Genomic DNA, 21,836 nt, shown 5'->3' with positions numbered 1-21,836 from the left:
TTTCCCCTCTTATTTTAATCTATTTATAGACAAAAAACATTTTATTTTCCTAATAATTAGACAAATCCCGAGGGAAACTCCCGGGATTCAATACTATTATTTTGCCATTTTTAAATTTTCATCATGCTCAGCTTTTCTTCCCTTTTGATAATCTCCATGTTTTTCTTGAACGCATAACATCGCAATGCCGCCAAGTACAGCAGCCGTCGCAATTGCGGCAAAGTTAAATTGAGGCATTAAGTTCATCGAGAGTAACACTCCAACAAATATAGGGGCAACGATTCCTCCCAATCTACCAAAGGCCATCGTACTGCCTATTGCTGTTGAGCGCATTTTGAAAGGGTAATACTGTGAGACAAAGGCATTGGACATATTTTGTACGCCTACAGATGAGGCACCGATCACCGAAATGTAGATAAATGCAAGCATTGTACTTTTGGTAAACCCGATTAATGAAAGTGCAATCGCTCCACAGAAAAAGAGGGGAACAAGAACTTTCTTAAAGCCCCATTTGTCTACTAGACGACCAAAAATTAATGTACCTGCGATCGCCCCTACTTGCATAACGGCTGTAAATGTAAGGCTTGAGCTAAGATCATAGCCCGACTGCATCATGAGGCGAGGTAACCAGGTATTCATAGAATAAATAAGGACAAATGCGCTAAAACATGAAACCCAAAACATCAACGTACTCAATGCACGTTTTTCTTCAAATAATTTGATAACAGGAGAACCTGGTACCTTTATTTGCTGTTTTTCAACGTGAATCGCAGCATTCATATTCAGAGTAGAATCGATTTTAGAGAGAATTTGTTTAGCTTTCTCTTCTTTTCCTTTCTCTATTAGAAATCCAATTGATTCAGGTATACTTCTCCACATAAATGGAAGGAGCAATAACGGAAACCCCGCCATTAAGTAAACAGGTTCCCAACCTACAGTTGGAAGAAGAGAACGACTTGTTAAAGCAGCTATTATTGCCCCTATTGAATAACCGCAGAACACAAAAGATACTACTGCAGAACGGATACGTTTTGGAGCAAATTCAGTGGTTAATGCAATAACATTCGGCATCACTCCACCCAAGCCTATACCAGCAATCACACGGAACACCGTAAATGTAACAGGGTCATTCGCAAGACCAGAAAGGAATGTAAAAAAACTAAATAAGATGGTTGTTAAGAGGATAATGTTCTTACGACCGAATTTATCTGCTGCCATTCCAAACATTATCGCACCAAGTGCGGTACCAATTACGGTATAACTTCCAATTGCTCCAGCCATGACGTCAGTTATTCCCCATTCCTTTATAAGGGAAGGAACGGATGCACCGTAAATTACCACATCATATCCATCAAACATAATGACGAGAAACATCCAAAAAACAAGCCAAAAATGATAGGAATGAAATTTACTATTATCAATCACGTTGTTAGGATTAATAGATTTTGCTTTCATGTTTTACAACCTCCAGTTTCTATGTAGTTATGCTCCAGCAGTCTTAATACCTAAATAGGCTGACATTACCTGAGGATTAGCACTGATTTCCTCTCTTGTTCCATTTAAAATAATTTTCCCTTGATCAAGGACATAGGCTTTGTCGGAAACCTTTAGTGCCGCTTTAACATTTTGCTCTACTAAAATTACCATGGTCCCAAGATCTTCTTTAATAATTACTAGTGTATCTAGTATTTCGTTTACGATTTTGGGAGCAAGACCCATAGACGGTTCATCAAGTAAAATAATTTTTGGATTAGACATTAACCCTCTCCCAATCGCTAACATTTGCTGCTCACCGCCACTTAAATTACCAGCTAGATTATTTAAATGCTTTTTCAAGCCTGGAAACATATCTAGTATTTTCGTTAAGTTTACATTCACCAGCTTCTTCTCTTTATAATATTTTGAGAACATACCGAGCATTAAATTTTCCTTAACGGTAAGATTAGAAAAGATTTGTCTCCCCTCAGGTACTAGGCTTAATCCTTTTTTTACAACCTTAAAGGCTTGGTTACCACTTATTACTTCGCCATCGAGTGTTACAGTACCTGCTGTTGGCCGATATAAACCAGCTAATGTATTTAATAAAGTACTCTTTCCCGCTCCGTTGGCCCCGATAATCGAGACAATTTCTCCTTTGTTAACCTCAAAGTCAATATCATGAAGGATTTGTATTTTTCCAATATGGGTGCATAACCCTTGTACTACTAGCATTACACAACCTCCTCCCCTAAATAGGCCGCAATAACCTTTGGATTTTGTTGAATTTCTTCAGGGGTCCCTTCCGCAATGTTTTTCCCAAAGTCAAGGACAACAATGCGGTCTGCAAGTTCCATAACAGTCGCCATTTTATGTTCAACAAATAAAAAGGAAGTTCCTTTCCTTTTTAACTCTTGAATATAGCCCGCAATCTTATTAGTTTCGGAATCGTTTAACCCTGCCATCGGCTCATCCAGCATAATCAGATCCGGTCCATAAACGATCGCTCTTGCAAATTCCAATTGTTTTTGAAGTCCATAGGATAACTGTCCGGCCTTTTCAAACATTAGATCCTCTAAGCCTACTAGATTAATAACCTCTAATGCCAATTCATAGGCTAGTTTTTCATCTCTTCGAATTCTTGGCAGTCTAAATGCCGCATTGAGGACATTGGTTTTCAGCTTGACATGTGCCCCCATCATCACGTTTTCCAGTACCGTCATATTGTGAAATATCTGTAAGTTCTGAAAAGTTCTCGACAATCCTAAAGCTGCTAATTCCGGAATCCTTTTTCCTGTCAGCTTTTTCTCTTTATAATATACCTCTCCTCGTGATGGGGAAAGAAAGCAAGAAATCATATTAAATAAAGTTGTTTTCCCAGCTCCGTTTGGTCCAATCACTGCCACGATTTCTCCTTCTCCCACCTCAAAACTTACATCGGAAACAGCAACAACCCCACCAAATTGTTTCGTTAATTCCTTTACCTCAAGTAATTTAGACATGGTTATACTCCTTTTTGAGAAATCATATCTTTAGGTGTTTTCGCAGGTAGATGTTTTTTATGTTTAAGTTTTTGAAAAGGTTGAGCAATAACAGATATCAGCCCTTTTGGCAAATACATCATGATTAAAACAATGATTAAACCGTAAACAACGATTTCGACCTCACCACTGATTCCAAAATACGTATGTCCGACAAACCGAATGATTTCATTTAAAAACATTATAATGGTGGTACCTAACAGCGCACCCCATACAGAACTTGCTCCTCCTACCATGACCATAATCAAAAAGAGAATCGATTTGGTAATATAAAAGGTTGGCGGCGCTACAAAGGTAATATAATGTGCATAAATACTTCCAGCCAGCGAAGCAAAGGCAGCACTTAAGGCAAAGATCGCAACTTTATATTTGGAAACTTGGACTCCAAGTGTCTCTGTTGCAATTTCACTATCATGAATACTCCTAAGCACCCTGCCAACATGAGAGCGAACAATATTTAAAGACAATAGCAACACTAGTAAAGCAGCAATCCACACAAAGAAGTAAAAGACTACTTTATCAGTCAGTGAAAGCCCAAATAAAGATAGGGTTGGAATACCAATTAACCCCGCAGCCCCTCCCGTCCACTCGTTCAGACCTAATATGATAATAAAGAAGATAATATTTATTCCAAGGGTAGCTAGTGCTAGGAAATGTCCTTTAAGCTTTAAAATCGGGATACCAATGATATAAGCAATGAAAAAAGTTATAACCATTCCAATGACCATTGCACTCCAGGGAGAAACCTGATAGCTTACAGTCAGGATTCCGGATGTGTAGGCCCCAATTCCAAAGAAGGCAGCATGTCCGAGTGAGATTTGTCCTGCATAACCGATTAAAAGACATAAACCAATTGTAACAATGGAATAAATTCCAATTAATATTAAGATCGTAAAAATATATTGCGACTTCACCACTAATGGTAAGATCAGAACAAGTGCACTTAAAAATAGGAGAGGTTTTAATCGACTCCCATATAACACATTTTCTAGTTTCGACATCGGAATTCCCTCCTATTAAACTCTTTCACCGGAAGCTCTAGCAAATATCCCATTAGGTTTTAAAAATAAGACTAAGATTAATACGGTGAACATAATCGCATCACTATAAAAGGTAGAAATATACGCGCCCGAAAATGTTTCCAACAATCCAACAATTAAAGCGCCGGCAACCGCTCCCGGAATGCTATGCATGCCGCCAATAACCATTCCTACAAATCCTTTCACTCCGATAAGAAATCCCATTTCATACGTCGCATCAGTGATTGGGGTGATCATGATACCGGCAACTGCACCTAATGCTGCGGCCAGTGTAAACGCCAAAGCCGACATAGTGCTCGTATTGATCCCCATCAACTTTGCAGCCCGTGGATTTTTCTCACTTGCCCTTAAAGCAGTGCCAATATATGTTTTTTCAAAGAATACGTATAAAAGTGCTAGAAGGATAAATAGAATAATAAAAATGAAAATACTTTGAGGATTAATAACGGCACCCATAAATTGAATTGGATCTGCTTGTATGATTGGAGCAAGCTGTTTTGGATTCGTTCCCCATACGATAAGGCCCATTCCTTTTAGGAAGGTCGATAATCCGATGGTGATAATGATTAAAATAATAACAGATGTATTCCTGGCGTGGAGAATGGCTGTTCTCTCCACAATCAGCCCTATAGCTGCCGTAATCAAAATCGCCAGAATGATAGCTGCAAACATAGGTAATCCAGAATTGACTAAAGTGATGCAAGTCATTGCCCCAATCATGGCAAATTCACCCTGTGCGAAGTTTAGTATTCCAGTAATGTTATAGATGGTGACAAATCCAATCGCTAGTAAGGCATAAATACTTCCGACGGTTAACCCCGTTACGATATATTGCATGAGTAAATCCATGAACGAACTCCTTTCTTAATGCCAATGGCAGAAACCGAAGATTCTGCCATTGGTTCATCTATTCTTTAAAAGTGACCTCTTTTGATTTGGTATTTTATTCACTATACTTCCAATTGTTATTGTCAATACCTAGAACAGCGAATCCATCTTCATGAGGGCCTACATAATCAGACTTTAATTCAAAGGTACCTGTAAGACCAGGATACTCGCTTACTTCTTTTTTTAAGTAATTATGAATCTCTTCAGAGGTTGTGTTCCCTGCTTTTATTGCTTCAATGATTAGATGGAAACCATCTGCAGCATGTGCTGTAAAGTTGTCAGGTTCACTGTTAAACATTGCAGTGTAATCTTCACGGAACTGCTTTAAACGATCCTTCTGTTCACTGTCAGTTAATTGATCTACAACACTTAATTTGCTTCCAATGACAAAGAGGTTTTCATTGTTATCCTTCACTTGATCTAAGTAGCCCTGATTTGCCGCTGCAGATGATTGGATCATCGGTATGTCAAAACCAAGTGATTTAAAATTACGGGCAACAATCCCTGCACCTGGAGTTCTTGACCAAACAATCACAGCTTCTGGATTCTCTTTACGAACATTGGTTAATTGTACAGTCATATCTGTAGCCGTGGCATCGAATTCTTCATGAGCAACAATCTCAATCTTATTCTCTTTTGCAACCTTTTCAAATGCTGGAAGACCATCTACCCCAAAACCATCTCGTGCATTAATCCATGCTACTTTCGTAATCTTATTTTCTTTTAAAAATTCTACGATCAGGTTAGAGCTGGTTAAATTGCTAGGTGCCATTTGATAAATGTTTTTAGCTTCAGGATTTACCGGAGCAACCGTCATAAGTGGAATTCCTGCACCAGAAATCTTAGGTAAGATTGCCATGGACGTACTGGCTTGAGTGGCACCGACAACAGCAACCACTTCCTCAGAAATTAATTTATCTGCAGCAATTACTGCTTTTGTATCATCTGTTTCGTAATCCTGCATCACAATTTCAATTTTCTTTCCGTCAATAGGACCTTCCTCATCTAATTGTTTTTGGAGGAGCTTCACATAATTAGCTTGAGTTTTTCCTAGAGTTGAAGCCGGACCAGTTTCTGCAAAAATAGCACCGATCTTAATGACCTCTTCCCCGGCTTTTCCACCTTCACCACCGCTTCCGCCAGAGCTTTCAGTATTGCAGGCGGCTAAGCCAAAAACGAGTGCGGAAATTAAACCAAAAGAACTGAACTTCTTAACGATCTTTTTCATAATCAATCCCCTTTTTAATTTTTCTAATAGATAGAACTCATTTCCTTTGTTGGAATTGCATTCTATTTAAATCCTTGTGCTAACCAACTTACACCTCCATAATCTAATTAAGTTAATAGAAATCTTGAAGCTAACCCCTAGTAATGTAATCGCTTTCAACTTAGACGCAATAAATTAGTAGAAACACTTCCAACAAAATTAGATAGCGATGTTTATGAATGTTCTGAATATTTGTAACCTCATTATAGGTGAAGGAAATATAAAAAAATACGTACAAGATGTACTAAAAATCAATAAGAAATTCATTAAATTTGTGGATACAGATATAAAAAAAAGCTAACAAGGTGAAAAATTTGTCCCAACTTGTTAGCTTTTTTCAATTTTTTGTATGTATTTCTCAGCCAAGCTCACTTAAAATCAAGAACAACTTTACCTTGATTTCCAGATAAAGCCATTTCATATGCTCTTTGATATTCAGTCCAGGGTAATATCTTTGTAATGATAGGATCTATATTTAGACTTAAATCTCTTAAATATTCCATACTAACTAGAAAGTCATCAGGATACGTGTAAATGATACTCCCATATAATGTAATTTCATTTCTTACAATATCCACAATCGGTAACTCTGCTTCAGGAATCATCCCAATCAAGACAACAGCACCGCCAGAGCGGACCATCCTGGTCGTCTGTTCTACAGCTGATTTTGCTCCAGCAGCTTCTATTACCACATCATATTTCTCATCCCCAACTTCATCAGGAGCTATTGCTTTAATATCTGCTAATTTTCTCACCATTTCACGCTTCATAGGATTAATGTCAATCGCTGTGACTTTAGCACCCAAGTAATTAGCCAAAATCACTGCTAACATTCCCTCATTTCCAGAGCCTACTACGGCAACCGTTGTATCCTTATTCAGAACCACTTTTTTTAGCGCATGGACCACGACTGCAAACGGTTCAATTAAAATGGCTCTCTCATCCGTTAAATCTTCTGGAATCGGAAAAACATACTTGGCTGAAATTGTCATTGCTTCGGAAAATCCACCATCTGCATTGACTCCAATTGACTTCTTATGTCGGCATATATTGGTTTTCCCCTTTAGACACAAATCACATTCTCCGCAAAAGCTGTTAGGGAAAACGACCACTCTCGTTCCTACTTTATAAGGTGCCGCTTTTCCAGCCTCTATGATTGTTCCAACCAACTCATGGCCCGGCCTTATCGGGTAAGAAGCATGAGCTAATTTCCCCTGAAATACTCGAAGGTCAGAGCCACAAATTCCACCGTAAACCAACCTAATTTTCACGTCACCTTCCTGCAAAAAATCGGAAGGATGACTTTCTCTTAACTCCAATTCGTATGGCCTTTTTAAATATAACTCTAGCATTTAGGTCTCCTTCGGCACTTTACTTTTGGTGAAACGTCTAATGTAAATGTCAATTTATGCACCTAATACATCCTAAACAATCATTTTCTTAATCTCATGAACAATGCTGTTACTGATCTCGGTATCCCAGTCGGATATATATACTACTCCTTCTGCTATCGAGACTTTCTTTTCAAAAAATCTTTCTGCCAACTCTTGGACAGGGACCCAAAGACTGCCTTCAATCATTTTCGGGGTCACCTCAAATGGAAATACTTTATGATCCACCCATAAAGCAGGATGTTCAGCTGTTATTTGACAATTTTTTTCTTTATATATAAGTGTTGCCTGACAAAGCTCTTGATTCCATTCAACATTTGCTCCAAAGATATCAGCAATGAAATGGATAGGTGTATATAGGCATTTCTCTATAGTGAGGGCAGCAACAGTTAGCTTTCTTGGGTCTAGCTTAATTATGTTTCCTTTAACCATTGCATGACTACTACCATCAACCAGTGCAGCCGTAAAGATATTAGAAGGTGGATGATCAAAACGATTCAATACGATGACAGATCCATCCAACCCGCGTGCAAAATGGCAAAAAAATCCATACCAGACAACACTTGCTAATTCGATATTTAAACGATGGGGTCCTCCCTTATATTCAACAAAGCGGACCTCCGCACCGCAATCACTTTGATAGATGATTGTATTAAGTTTTCCATCGAGGTGAAATTGAGGGTTTGTTGTACAGCCATTGATTTCGATCCAATATTTGTTTAGCAATTGGTTTACTTGTGTACGAGTCAAATCTCCGCCACCAAGGGGGTCCCTTTCCCCATTCCAACGTAAATATGGAAGCGGAATACTTGGTTTCATTCTGTTCCCAGCCATGTCCACGATTTTATCGGGATGGGTTGGGCCATTTAGCCCGGCACAGGCCGCAAACAGTTCTGGATAAGTTACGGCAAGCTGAAGTGCCATTTGATCTCCATTTGAATGGCCTGTTAAATAGATTCGGGAACGATCGATCCGATAGTCATTACATATTTTTTCAATCAGCAACTTAAGCCAATAAGTTTCATCCTCAGACTTGTTATTCATATAAAAAGCGTTCCATTCGTGGTGTCGCCCATCTTCATCTTCATAAGAAAATGTGGCCTCAGGATATAGAATAATGAAATTTTCCCTGTCGGCAATGGTTGTAAATGTGGTGGCTTTGGCGGCGCCCTCCCCATTATTGCCCCCGCCATGCAAACTTACCAGCAAAGGTACAGCTAAATCACTTTTATAATAGGATGATGGGACATATTCGTACCATGTATGAAGGTTCCCGCTGATTATTCCACTTTTACGTTCTAAGTTTTTAGGAACGGGCATCGGTGGAATATTTCCTAGGACGTCTTCCATGTTATATTTTTCCCTAAGTTTTTTTGGATCCACTGCTGGCTTTAGTTTTTGAACAGGTTCTGAGTTAGACAAAGGAGTACCCCCTTTTTTAAATAATTTGTAAGGATCGTTCAGTTCTCCCATCCATACTTATTCCAATTAATTTGGTAACATCTTAAAATGAAATTAATTAGGAAACTAAATATAAATCTTCTATATTTAATACGATTTCATTTCTATAGAGTGGTTACTCCTTTTTTTCCTCAGCTTCGAACATACGTAGATAACCAGTAAACTGAACATAATAACCGCTGTGCAAAAATACATGAAGGAATAGCTGCTAACGGACGCCAAGAATCCAAGGATTACAGCACCCCCGCCAATCCCGATATCAAATGAGTTATAAAACATTGCGGTTGCCTCTGTTCGGCGGTTTGATGCAACCATGTTCATAATCCACGCCTGCAAGGATGGTAGAATGGAACCTGAACCTAATCCATAGAGGACTGCTGAGAGGATTAATTGATAGGTGGATGTAGTTTGTGATAATAGAACTAATCCCATGGTTCCCATAATAGCTCCAGGAATGATCGTAAACGCAGGCCCTTTGCGATCGAAAACTCTACCGGCAATTAATCTTGCAGAAAAGGAGCCAATAATGTTTGCGAAAAAGAACCAACCAACATTGGAAATATCAATTTCCTTTCCAAATAATGCCATAAAGCTCATAACACTCCCAAAACAGAGTCCTAAAAGGAAGGCAAGAAACGCAGGAAATACTGCTGTTTTTTCAATTAGACTCCCAAAAACGTTTCTTGAGGAATTACTGTCCGGCGGGTCAACAGGAACTGGCTTTGAGATAAACACCACACATAACATGGATAGAAGCAGTGCTAAAGCCGTTACGGAGAACAAATAAATTGGACCGAATCCATTGAACACCCATAGCCCCAAAAATGGGGCTAACGAAGAGGTAACAGCAATACCGAACCCAAGGTAACCAATGCTTTCGCCCCTGCGTACGCTTGGAGTAAGATCTGCGAGAATAACCGCAAATAAGGTCGTGGAAATGCCAAATCCAATGCCGTGAATGATACGAATGCTTAAAGCAGAGAAGAACGTAACCCCGAGTATATAGGTACAAATAGCCAACAAGCTGATCAATTGACCAACATTTAGAAAGACTTTCTTCCCCCACCTTCTTGAACCCACTGCAGTAAAAGGTCGGACCAATACAGCGGATAAAGTAAAAATCCCCATCACAATTCCAACCTCTTGACTGTTGTTCCCATGTTCAGATAAAAATACAGGAAGTGTCGGGAATAGAAGCTGAAAGGAACAAACTGCGAGTGAATTTGCCATAATTAATAGAATAAACTCTTTTGTCCATAATGTATCTTTCATAAGTTATCACTTATTTTTCCGGTCAATGCTTCCACCTCTCCCTTTTCCTAGATGCTTTAGAACAGGCCCCTTTGCCTACCGAATTGCAGGATATCCTCTACAATCTCCTCACGGCGTTCCTGCCCCAGGGCGCTATGGGTCGCACCTGCATACATGACCAATTTGGAATTCTCTACAGCCTCGCAAGAACGGATCATGTTAGCAGGAGTACTGATGTCATCCTTCATGCCACCAATCATAAGGGTAGGAATTTTAATAGTCTTCAAAATCTTAATCAACTCTTCTTCTGTTTTCACCTTAGGATAGGGCTTTCTCGGATTCAGGATGGCTGCTTCTCTTGGCATGTTGATCCAAAAAGATCTCGTCTGCTCATATGCCGCCTTCGCTCTCTCTTTCATTTCCTCATCTTCTGCATTTTCTATTATTCTCTTAAAGACAGCTCCGCTCCCCTCTGCCTTTTTCTCAGCGTAAGGAAGCCATGTTTCAGGACTTTCGGCTGCTATGATTGTGGCCATCCGGGCTGCTCCAGTCTCCTGTCCGTCCTTCGAATGGGGACCTCCTACGATTGGGAAAAAGCCGAGAAGCCTCTCAGGGTGATTCATGCAAATATGCCATCCAATTCCTGCTCCATGGGAATAACCTGAGTAGAAAAACTTTTCTATTCCCATTGCGTCGGCAAAATCGCATACATCCTGCGCCCAGACGTCGTACCAAGTGTCGCCTAAATCTTCCAGAATCGGAGTAGACTCACCATAGCCACGGATTTGAATATTAAATACATGGAACCCCTGCTCGGCCAAGTCGATCGAGTAATGAAGCTTGTTATTTACAAATTGCTGAGCAACAAGCAAATATCTATCCCCTGTACCAAATTCGTCATACGACAATTGGATATTTTTTAATTTTAGAATGGACATGAATCCTTTCTCCTTCCGTCACTCATATTTTTACAGTATCCTGTGATAGATTCTTTATCTCTATTAAATTATAGTCAAACCCTAAGGTTCCGTCTTCCTACACCATGTAGGAAAAAATTCAATAAATTTATTCTTCCGTGGTTTCCAGCAGTGACTATCGAAAACGAGGGATTGTTTGTCTAGTAGATAGAAAAGTCCAAGGACTCTCTATATGTTTGCAAGAACCTGCGCTTTACTGAAACTGGTAGCAGCTTTTCCAAGGTTCAACATGTACTGGTTAATATCATTCCCGAAGGCCAAGGCTCTTGCCATTTGGGTGGACCCTTCCCAGACGCAGCGTTTGGCTTCGTTCATCCTGCGCTCCACCGACCAGTCCATCGCCAGCCTGCCTGTTTCCAGTCTCTCACTAAGACTGAACACCTGTCGTTTTGCCTCCTCTTCCGCATCCATCACCATGGCAAGTGGGGTGTCCTTTAAAACCAGCCTGCTGAATTTCCCTGTTGAGCCAGGCATGCCGGAACTAGTGACACAGCTCTGTCCCTGCCGGATGTACGCCGTCCTTCGTTCCGGGTCCGCTAGACACTGCATGTAGGTAGCATTCCTGTGACTACGCTTTTCCGGTGTCCATTTGCTGTATTCTTCATCCCAGACGTCCTTCACCCACTTTTCTCCATCATAGTAATCGCGACTGGACAAAATGCCGTCGATCGTTTCCAAGGTAATTTTGCCGTAATTTCCCTTCAGAAGCTTATCCTCTGTGCGGTATCTAAATTGGGCATTGATGTAGCTGGCGTTGGATGCAGGTTTTGAAGACTGCATTTCTTCACTGAGAAAGAAATTGGTGGCTAGCAGGTAATCCTTTTCGCCGTGTTCCCCCGGTCTGCGTACATAATAATGGGCATGTGTTGCCTCAATCAGGAAGGCATCGCCGCTGATATCGGCGCAATGCAAGTTTTCTGCTGCGCTGATGGGTGCTGAGTGCAGGGTGTACCGCTCCACGGCTTCTTTTGCGTTGGAACAGCACCAGTTCAGGTGCATGGCAGGCAATACAGAAGGCGTCCCAATGCCTCTATCATCCTTACGGCCGTTCCAGCCGCCGTTGGATGCGAGGATCACTAGGCCCTTATTGTTCATTGCAAAATTACTATTATATCCTCCGTTGTTAACGCTGACATTGCCCTCATTGGGATACATCACCAGAGTCGGTTCATAGGACGTGTGGGTAAAGGCTGCTCCATCCGCATTGCAGCCGGCGATTAAATGTCCGTCCAATGCGGCACTACCCCAGGCCGAGATGGTGCTGCACTGATTAGGAGAAGCTTGAGCCAAATTGAGAATCGTATAAACCAATATGGCTTCATAAGGTAGATCTGCCCCTTCCGCTGTTCCTTTGAACATTTCGATTAGCTCAGGCGATTGTGTTCTTAAAATTTCTTCATAGCGGTATGCATCAGCAATGATATCTACGTTGGGCCGTGCTGCCATCAGTCTGGCTGCCAGATGCAGCGTACGGGTGCGAATATTTTTCTGCAACTGCTGCCCGTATTGAAATCCCATCTGATAATTATCCCCAGTAACGATACATACCGGCTTCACTATATCGGGGATTTCTCCGGGAACCACCCTCTCTGCCAGCAACGCAGCAATCTGCTCAATAGTCATCATACAGTCGCTCCTCCCCCTTCTCTTATAAACCGGAATTTTTCCGTTTATTTTTGAATAACAGTGAAATCAACATTCAGCTATAAGTCTATCCCATTCTCAGCTTTATACCTTTTCATGTATTCTCTAAATCTAGCCTCATCTTGTTCCAAATCTAATTCTTTTATTAGACTTACTTCTAGATTATAGCAATCTAGTGGAGTGTATATTTTTTCCGTTCCCAACAATTCTCGAATTATATATGCGAAGTCAAAGGACATTTCTCCTCCATGCTGGCTTATATAGCAAGCGCCACGACCCGCTGCCGATTTCAAACCAAACATCAACTCAGCAAGATCCGAGATAGGCACATAGAGAGAATTGTCAAAATACAATGTACGGTTGATATCTCTCAACCTATTATTTAATACGACCGCTCTATTTCCCATAGCTAGTTGCAATTGATTAGGGCCCCAACTTATCACTGCGGCTTCTTCATCATGATACATCTCCACCGTAACCTGAAATGCTTTTTCAAGGAATCGTACCGGTACATAATAAACACCATCTATTAATCTTGTTTTGCGTCCCTCTTCATCCATATCTACCAGCTTATTGTCTATATAGGCCTTAGAGGCACCATCTGCCAGAGCTATTGTTCCTTGATCCGGCTCTACCTTATCATTGGGCTCTGTACGAATAATCTTTCCGTTTACTCTTTTATATCCGCTAAAGAAATAAGTCCAAATATAGTCTGCCATGTCGTGATAAGGTCCGTGTTCTCCTTTTTCTACTATATAATAGATTAGGTCACAGGGGTCTCCTTCATAATGCAACCAGCTATATCTTCCCCGCATACTTAATTTGGGTAATGAAGTACATCTGTTCGTTTCCCGCCAAAGGTAAAGATGAATCATCTGATGAGCGCGAAACTTATTGGCACGTTCTTCTTCCGTTATATGCCGTTCCACTTCGGGAACAATAACAGATGTTTTTCCACTCCTTTTTCCCATCGGACCACCAACATCCTCAGAACCATGGCAACGAATGATCGGAAGCTCGTATTCTGGAGCCCGGATAATCTCACCTGTTTCAGGGGATACAAAGCGGTATGCTCCAGCCGGGCCATTGAGTGGAGCGGCGGCAGCCAGTTTATATCCTCGTTCAAAGATATAGGTACTCGTCATCATATCCCCATTAGACTGTCCCTGCATATAAATCCGCTCATCATCAATATTGTATTTTTCCTTCATCATTTCAATTAATGCGTCAAAATAAGCAATATCGTCAGGCATATCTCCGTCACCATCGTAGTCACGCCAGAGATTATACTTAATTCCTTCAATCAAGCAATGCGGATAAAGAACAATAAAGTTTTCCCTTTCTGCAATCATTGGCCATGCTGTATATTTATCTGCATTATGATGAGCAGCGCCTGCTACTGTGATGACAAGCGGAACCGGAACGCTTCCATCGTAACAAGACGGTACATACTCCTGCCATGTGCGGTACCATCCGTCTATCATTTGCTTATATTTGATAATGCCTTCCGGAGGAATAATATTTCGCCAATTATTGGTACATGGTTGTGGTTTTACTTCCAATTAAAGTCATTCCTTTCTTCACTTTTTCTATTGTTTATCTAAGGGTAGGGTAATGTATGAAGGATAAATCGCATTGCGATAAATCGTTATTTGTGGCACCGGTTCTTCCTGATGAAAGAAGTATCGCTGCAAGGATGTGGTAATGGCTAGACGGATACGGTGCCCCTTTTTGAACATATAAGACGTTGGCAAGAAATCAATGACCATTTTTACAGGTATCCCTGGCTTTAGTTTTTGCACATCCTCCTTTCGACATGGATGCCATGGGAGACCGTTAAAATTATACGGTGGAATTTCAGTCTGTCTCATTGATGCACGAAGAATTCCATTGGTAACCGTTGTACTTTTTCCCTGTTCATCTACATCAATGAGGAAAACAAAGAGGTCACTATCTGTTCCTGTTGAGGAGATCCAGAGATTTGCTAATGCATGGCCGGTTACAACCAAATCCTCTGACAGCGCTTCCGTGGTAAACGTCATTCCTTTCGTTTCAAGCTCCTTTGGGAATAGACTTTCCTCCAAATCTGTTATGGTGTAGTCCGCCATATATTGGTCACTTTCACCTTCGATGGAAGGCGCCTCATCTACAAGGGATTCTTCCCCAAGAAACAGACTTTTGTTATACAAATTGGCAGGCGGCCATTCCTTTTCAAACTGCCATTCATTATTGACTGTTTTGTAATAAATAGGGTGTTCGTCCATCACACCATTTTCAATATCTTTTAACCAAAAGTCGTAGAAACGCAAATGCTCAATTAATAGATTCACTTCTAGTTTTGGGCGTGTATGAAACCATGGACCAACAATCATCTTTCTAGGTCCCGAGAGATTATTGTAAGTCACAAGAGTATCCCGGCGGAATACGTCAAACCAGCCGCCAATTAAATAGATTGCTACACCAGATTCATTAATCGCATCTTTATATGTGCTTGCACTCGTATCAACCCAATAACGATTATCGGTCAACGTGCTAAAACTATCACGGTAAGGAAGCCGATTATAAGTATATTGCGGCTCTATAGGTGGGGTCGTCTCATCTGGCGGCAACGTAAATTTACTATTATGTCTATGCTGTTCAATAGCTGCACGAAGTAAAGATCCATCTACATCTTCATCGACAGGCACGGCCAAATTAATTTCATCATCAACTTGCATAGGAGCATCGCCGCCTCTAGGAATTCCGCCTCGAACCCAGCCATCATATTTGTCGTAATCTGTCATGCATACCACAGCTGCTTTAAGATGAGGGGGCTTCGTCCTGATTGCCTCAAGCTGAGTTTGACCCGTATAAGAAGAGCCGTACATCCCTGTTTTACCGTTACACCATGGCTGTGTTGCAAGCCATTCATTGATTTCATATCCATCATCCGCTTCTACCTGACCCGGATTAATACAGGGGAGCGTACCAAAAGAAGCAAATTTGCCGCGCACATCTGCCTGCGCAACGATATATCCATGCGCCGTGAACACTTTTAACATCAATTCATGCAGCGTATCAGGTTCGCTATCAGAAAGTCCCTGGCAATAATTATCCTTTTCATCCCCTAACTTACGCTCATGGATACCATCACCAGTGAAAGCTGTGGTATATTTTAGAGTTCTGCCATCTTCGTGGTATTTTATTCGTCCATAAGGAGTAAATCGCCATATCACTGGCAGCGGGGTTTCAACAACCTCCCCGTTCATGGTCGGCCGATAATAATCTACAGCGATTTTCACACCATCCCTCATCGTGACATATTGCGAAAAACGTTTGAAACCATCATATTTCATTTCAGAGTAACCCTGATACTCGCCGGGTCGGGATATCTTTTGACCTGCTACTGATATAAATGCTTCATAATAGTTTTTCATCACTACCTCCAAAAAGAAATTGTTAGTGCCAAGAATTACTCTTGGCACACTCATTCCCAATAGCTGATTAAGTCAATTATGATTTCAATATTCTCTGTAAAGTTCGCGCAATACCCCTGCTTAGTTCAGCACGATGGTCCGATATATAAGCAACAAAGGAATTGCAGGATATATTTTTGTGGAAAAGCTTCTCGCAAACCGTTTGAACCGGAATCATCAGCATGTCGTCCTTAAATTCCATCTTTTGATCCAAAAGCGTAATGCGATTGTTCACTGTAACGGATGAATTCCCATGCGAGAATCCGATGGTAGTACCATCTTCGGTCCGGACAACTGCCTGTTTTCCTTCCCCAACGAGTTCTACTTCGGCGCCGAATGCTTGCCCCAAAAACTGTACCGGCACATACATACTGCTTCCGATCATTACAGGTCCACCTTGCTTTAGGACATACACCTCATTGTCTATGAAAGCTTTATTCGTTCCCAATACAATGGCCACCGCGTTTTTATCTCCCTCAGGTGGATCTAGGGGTTTATTCGAAACGATTTCTCCATCTGAACCTCGGTGACAGCCGCTGAGCATCTCCCGCCACATCACATCTGCCGCATAAACATCGGTCTGATGCGGAGCATCCTTCACTTCATTATAGAAAAAGGGTACACTTCCTCCACGGTAAATTTCCAAATTGTCCCTACCGCGAATGCGGATTTGGGGAATGTGCTCGTGGCCGCCAATTTCTATCCACAATTGCTTATTAAACTCATTCAAATCATCGCGAATCGACGGATCACCGCCTTCTTCTCTTTGAATCCCGGGCACAATCAAATCCTGTTCCCCTCGCCATTGATAGACAGGTAGTGGCTTCTCCGGCTTGAAAATATCGCCCTTCTCAAAATTCCGCCAAGGAGTGGGGCCAATTCCGCTGGCCAGTCCGGCCAGCACCTCGCCATGTTTGAGGGCAAACTGCAGGGACATCATGTCACCGTTGGAGATGCCGTGCATATAAATGCGGGAATCATCAATGTTGTATTCAGATACCACATGTTCGATCAATGCCTTTAAATAATTCATATCGGTTCCATCCCATTGATTGTCCCAGCGGTTGTTCGGATTTCTGGCGGTATCGATATTGGTCGAGGAATTCGGAAAAATGACCATCAGTCCATCCCGCTCTGCGACTAAATGCCACCCGGTACTCCTGGCTTGGTGATGGCCAGTACCTGATGCTCCATGCAATGAAACAACAAGAGGCAAGGCCTTCTCACCGTTATACCAACTTGGCACGTACTCATACCATGTATGCTTCATGGCTTCCACTAGTGTTCCTGTTCTCCTGCTCAACCGATCAGGTAACGCCATTTGTCCAATATAGTAATCAAATATGTTTTCATCATTCGGCTCCGGAATAATGATTTTCTCCCAGTCTTGTATTGTCATTTGCAGCACCTCCCCTTTTATTTCAAAAAGCGATCCAAAAAGTCAAATTCCCGCATGATATTTTCTTGGATGAAGTAGTTAGGGTCCTCCCCACCACCAACACCTTGGAGAAGGGATAATTCCACTTTTTCCTCTCCAATGCTCGCGACCAGCAGTTCAGCCAAGTGAATGGATTGATCATGCGGTAGTATGTAGTGCTCGGTTCCATGTTGAATGAAAAAGGGCGGAGACGATGGAGAAATATACGTTTCGGGATTGGTTTGTTCTACAATTTCGGGCACTTTCTCCATTAAATCCCCAAGGTATAGCGCACTCGAATATTGCGGGGCATTGTAGCCATCTGGTATTTCACGTCCCAACCGGAGGAGCTGTTCATTTACAGTAGCGAAGTTCACTGGCGTAAAATCGACTGCTACTGCTTGCACCACAGTATCCATTTCCGGATTACCCAAACTTTTATCTTCTAACTCCCCTACCGTGCCGGATGTTCCTGCCAATGCAGCCAAATGAGCACCTGCTGAAGCACCCATGAGTCCAATTCTTGCAGGGTCGATATGATAATCTCTTGCGTTAGCTTTCACCCAACGGATCGCTGCTTTGACCTCATGAATTTGCGTCGGAAAGGAAGCGTCTAAACTAAGCGTATAGTTCATCATGACCACCGCATATCCTCGGTCTAAACCATTCAAAGCAATCGTTGCACTCTTATGGTCATCTTTACTACCTCTTACAAATCCTCCGCCATGAATATAAATGACTACTGGAAACGGCCCATCTCCTGTCTCAGGCAGATAAACATCAAGCATCTGGGAATTCGGCAAATTGGTGTAGGGGATATTCAACCACTTTCTTTTAATATGTTCGTTGCAATAAGTGGGGTTTGGCCTTAGAGATTCTCTTACTTTTGCTGCATACTCCGTTCGTGTCATCCCGCAAATTATCACTTCTTTATGCTTGCCCATGAAAAGCACCTCTCTTTCATTCTAGTAGAATGTGATCATTTGTAAAAAAACGGAAACTTCATCAGTTGAGCCCCTATCACGAAGAAAGGGACTCATTCCTATTGGGGACAAATTCACTTTGCTTTTGCTTCAAATTTAATCGGGACGTTTAGTGCGCCCCATTCGGCCCATTTTGTCATTTTAATTTCACCGCTAACTTCGAAGTTCTTCGTGTGAGTGAGCAAATATTCAAGCGTAATCCCAAGCATGTGGCGAACGAGATAAGATGCAGGACATTTATGCGGCCCTCTGCCGAACGCGACATGATCATTGATGTTCGGACGATTGATAATAAATTTATCGCTTTCCGGAAAAACTTCCTCATCGCGGTTCGCTGATGCATAGACGATTGCAACAGGCTCATGCATCTTGATTTCATGGCCTCTTATTTCGACATCACGCGTTGGAGTACGTGACATTCCACGATACGGCGTATTGAGTCGAATTAATTCCTCGACAGCGGCCGGAATCAGGCTTAGATCATCGCGCAACATTTGCTGTATATCGGGATGCATGGCCAGATAGGCGATGCTGCTCGGCAATAATACGGCAGGGGCCACCATGCCTAGCACGATTAATTGGCGAATCGTGCCGAGCAGCATATCGTCTGGTATGGACTCTCCCTTTTCAATGGCTTTAATAAATGCACTCGTCATATCCTCCGACGGATCCATCGGATTTTGCTTGCGCTCTTCAATGATGCCATTTGCTATTGCATATAATTCGCCGCTAAGCGATTTAACGACTTCATGATCCTGTTCGTGGATCGCCGCTACATAAATACCAATAACTGATCTGATTTTCCGAGACATTTCAACAGATAAGTTAAAGAATTCCGCGAAAACATATGCAGGGAAAATATGCCCGTATTCAGTCCCAACATCCCCCTCGCCCTTGTCGATCATCGTCTGCAGCAAAAGTGAAGCATCGCGCTTAATGAACGGTACAAGACTATCAATCTTTTCCCTAGTAAAAAACGGGTTAATAATGCGGCGATAGACGCTATGTTCAGGCGGGTCTAAGTGCAACGGAGGCCGCACGCCTGTAAATGCGAAATTTGGCACTGCATTTTGCACACTCGTCGTAAACGTAGGATAGTCTTCAAGGGCTTTCACTACGTCCTCATGCTTAAATAACGCCCAAAAGCCGCCAAACTCATTGCTATGGGCTACTGGGCAGCGTTGTCGAATATCTTTGTAAATTTCATGCGAGCTTGTAAACGTTTCGGGAAGAACCGGATCAAAATCGTGATGAAGAATTCTGCCAATGCCGCCTTTCCTTCGCAACGCTTCTATTGATTCATATGACATAGTAAACCCTCCCGGTATTTTTTATTACTTTTGGTAGATTCATTTCTTTAACTCTATTATCTTCTTTAATGTAAAGGTATTTGTTACCCCATAGGCATGTGGGTAATTCCTAGTCGCCTCACAGCTTCTTCCCACAGTTCCCGCTCCTTTTGATCTGGATTAAAAGCTAAATCACTTTCACTGTTAAAAATCATGGTTGGTCGATGTTGCACATTGTAACTTGGCCAATGCGGAATCACCTCATTATTGGGATCACCGTTGCGTGCAAAGGCAATCCATGCCTGGTGGACTTGTCTGGCAACGGCTTCCCGGTCTGGCGATTCACCAACTCTCTCCTTAGCCTCCGGGGTATTGATTGTATTAAATACAAACGGCACTTCCATCCCATGGCAGGCGCCTAATCTTCCATCTTGAACGGAGGATCTCCAATCAAACCTATAAATCCACGTCGGTGCAAGACGCTCGGAAAGTTGTGTTGCCAATTGCATCATTGAAAAAGAATAGCGATGAAAGGTCATTAAACGCTTCATTTTTTCGGAAAGCGTTGTACCTGCTTCGTCCTCTCTTAGATAATATGGGGATACTTCCGGCCAAAAAGGTCCCAATTGCTCCTGAAAGTAATGAAGCATGATTTCCTCATCTGTTTGCTTCAATACAGGCTCATTTAAAGCCGCTTTCCAATATTCATCCCTTGTAGAGCCGGCCATGACCGGTATGTCGTCTACGCTTCCTTGCTGAAACATGCTTATCGGCGCTTTGGGTAAAACGATTCCGTCTTCCACCGGGCGAATGCTGACATAAGGTAATTTCACCGTTGCTTGAGCCAGTTGGTCAGCAGGCATTTCCATCAACTTATGCATAGCGTTCACATCAGGAGAAATACCTACCTCTCTTAGCAACTGTGCTGTAACCTTTTCGGCAAACGGGATACTTCCGGTTGAGGACGTGCTCCAGCTTTGTAAAATTGCACGATGGAACAAGCCTTTCGCTTTGGGTGAAGCCATAAGCACACTGACACTCCCAGAGCCGGATGACTGACCGAATATCGTCACCTTGTTGGGATCTCCACCAAAAGCCTCAATATTGTCCCTGACCCATTCCAATCCAGCGATTTGATCTAGTGTCCCGCAATTGCCTGAAAAAGCAAATTCCTCTCCGCCTAAATGTGCTAACTGTAAATACCCAAGAGGTCCCAAGCGGTAGTTTAGGGTAACCAGCACAATGTCGCCTTGAGCTGCAAAGGATTCTCCATTAAACATTCCATTGGCACCAGTTCCCTGAAAATAGGCGCCACCATGAATCCAGAACATCACCGGTCTTCGTTTGTTATCTGCTGACGGAGACCAAACATTTAGGTATAAGCAATCTTCATTTGTGCTAATACCTCTTTTTTGCAACAATGCTGCTGCCATTTTAGGTTGTGGTGCTGCATCTCCAAAATTTACGGCCTCCCTAATGCCACTCCATGGCTTAGGAGGCTGAGGAGGGTGGAATCGTAATTCCCCTACTGGGGGCATCGCATACGGGATTCCCTTCCACGATACAACTCCACCCTCTTTTTTTCCGCGTATACGTCCATATGTTGTTTCTACAAGCGTGTCCATTCCCTTCCTCCCCGTCTTAATTTTCTGGGAAAATGGGTATAAAAAATTACCCTTGTGTTAACCTTTTCAATCCCTAATTTTAATTTAATTGTTTTAAGCCGCAGTTTACACCTACGCGGTGTAGGGAATTT

General features: G+C 42.0%; 17 protein-coding genes. All 17 read right to left on the bottom strand.

Translation table 11 applies throughout. The features are described from left to right. Positions 1-96: 96 nt before the first annotated feature. The 17 genes from ABC255_RS13255 to ABC255_RS13175 all read right to left on the bottom strand — a co-directional run bounded on the left by ABC255_RS13255 (position 97) and on the right by ABC255_RS13175 (position 21,705). Positions 97-1,455 (bottom strand): MFS transporter, encoded by a 1,359-nt coding sequence (locus tag ABC255_RS13255; RefSeq protein WP_412994111.1) that lies wholly within the window; start codon positions 1,453-1,455, stop codon positions 97-99. Positions 1,456-1,482: 27 nt separating this feature from the next. Next, the gene (locus ABC255_RS13250) at positions 1,483-2,211 is read right to left on the bottom strand and encodes an ABC transporter ATP-binding protein (RefSeq protein WP_412994110.1); all 729 of its coding nucleotides are present in this window, start codon (positions 2,209-2,211) and stop codon (positions 1,483-1,485) included. Continuing rightward, positions 2,211-2,978 carry an ABC transporter ATP-binding protein gene (locus tag ABC255_RS13245; protein ID WP_412994109.1) on the bottom strand — a complete coding sequence of 256 codons (768 nt, stop codon included), beginning with the start codon at positions 2,976-2,978 and terminating at the stop codon, positions 2,211-2,213. The genes ABC255_RS13250 and ABC255_RS13245 overlap by 1 nt, the downstream gene beginning before the upstream one ends. A gap of 2 nt (positions 2,979-2,980) precedes the next feature. Beyond that, positions 2,981-4,018: a branched-chain amino acid ABC transporter permease gene (locus tag ABC255_RS13240; protein ID WP_412994107.1), complete on the bottom strand. Its 1,038-nt coding sequence runs from the start codon at positions 4,016-4,018 to the stop codon at positions 2,981-2,983. 15 nt (positions 4,019-4,033) lie between these two features. Beyond that, complete coding sequence (locus ABC255_RS13235; protein ID WP_412994105.1) at positions 4,034-4,906, bottom strand: branched-chain amino acid ABC transporter permease; 873 nt, start codon at positions 4,904-4,906, stop codon at positions 4,034-4,036. A 94-nt stretch (positions 4,907-5,000) separates the two neighbouring features. Beyond that, positions 5,001-6,173: an ABC transporter substrate-binding protein gene (locus tag ABC255_RS13230; protein ID WP_412994103.1), complete on the bottom strand. Its 1,173-nt coding sequence runs from the start codon at positions 6,171-6,173 to the stop codon at positions 5,001-5,003. Between the two features lie 407 nt (positions 6,174-6,580). Next, positions 6,581-7,564, bottom strand: coding sequence for a zinc-dependent alcohol dehydrogenase (locus ABC255_RS13225; protein ID WP_412994101.1), 984 nt, complete (start codon positions 7,562-7,564; stop codon positions 6,581-6,583). Between the two features lie 72 nt (positions 7,565-7,636). Then, positions 7,637-9,025 (bottom strand): PHB depolymerase family esterase, encoded by a 1,389-nt coding sequence (locus ABC255_RS13220; RefSeq protein ID WP_412994099.1) that lies wholly within the window; start codon positions 9,023-9,025, stop codon positions 7,637-7,639. A 126-nt stretch (positions 9,026-9,151) separates the two neighbouring features. Continuing rightward, positions 9,152-10,336 (bottom strand): MFS transporter, encoded by a 1,185-nt coding sequence (locus tag ABC255_RS13215; RefSeq protein WP_412994097.1) that lies wholly within the window; start codon positions 10,334-10,336, stop codon positions 9,152-9,154. Positions 10,337-10,392: 56 nt separating this feature from the next. Continuing rightward, positions 10,393-11,253 carry an alpha/beta fold hydrolase gene (locus ABC255_RS13210; RefSeq protein ID WP_412994095.1) on the bottom strand — a complete coding sequence of 287 codons (861 nt, stop codon included), beginning with the start codon at positions 11,251-11,253 and terminating at the stop codon, positions 10,393-10,395. A 207-nt stretch (positions 11,254-11,460) separates the two neighbouring features. After that, positions 11,461-12,918, bottom strand: a complete 1,458-nt coding sequence (locus ABC255_RS13205; protein WP_412994093.1) for a C45 family autoproteolytic acyltransferase/hydrolase — start codon at positions 12,916-12,918, stop codon at positions 11,461-11,463. Between the two features lie 77 nt (positions 12,919-12,995). Then, the gene (locus ABC255_RS13200) at positions 12,996-14,498 is read right to left on the bottom strand and encodes a stalk domain-containing protein (protein WP_412994091.1); all 1,503 of its coding nucleotides are present in this window, start codon (positions 14,496-14,498) and stop codon (positions 12,996-12,998) included. 27 nt (positions 14,499-14,525) lie between these two features. After that, positions 14,526-16,352 (bottom strand): CocE/NonD family hydrolase, encoded by a 1,827-nt coding sequence (locus ABC255_RS13195; RefSeq protein ID WP_412994090.1) that lies wholly within the window; start codon positions 16,350-16,352, stop codon positions 14,526-14,528. 76 nt (positions 16,353-16,428) lie between these two features. Further along, on the bottom strand, positions 16,429-17,790 hold the full coding sequence (locus tag ABC255_RS13190; RefSeq protein WP_412994088.1) for a stalk domain-containing protein: 1,362 nt from the start codon (positions 17,788-17,790) through the stop codon (positions 16,429-16,431). 17 nt (positions 17,791-17,807) lie between these two features. Then, positions 17,808-18,752 (bottom strand): alpha/beta hydrolase fold domain-containing protein, encoded by a 945-nt coding sequence (locus ABC255_RS13185; protein ID WP_412994086.1) that lies wholly within the window; start codon positions 18,750-18,752, stop codon positions 17,808-17,810. 113 nt (positions 18,753-18,865) lie between these two features. Further along, positions 18,866-20,101, bottom strand: a complete 1,236-nt coding sequence (locus ABC255_RS13180) for a cytochrome P450 (RefSeq protein ID WP_412994084.1) — start codon at positions 20,099-20,101, stop codon at positions 18,866-18,868. 83 nt (positions 20,102-20,184) lie between these two features. Beyond that, entirely contained in the window at positions 20,185-21,705 is a 1,521-nt protein-coding gene (locus ABC255_RS13175) for a carboxylesterase/lipase family protein (protein WP_412994082.1), read from the bottom strand. Positions 21,706-21,836: the final 131 nt, after the last annotated feature.

This window comes from Neobacillus canaveralius (assembly GCF_047237705.1).
In the GTDB taxonomy this organism is placed as follows: Bacteria; Bacillota; Bacilli; order Bacillales; family Cytobacillaceae; genus Neobacillus; species Neobacillus niacini_K.
This window is presented reverse-complemented; position numbering and strand designations above follow the sequence as displayed.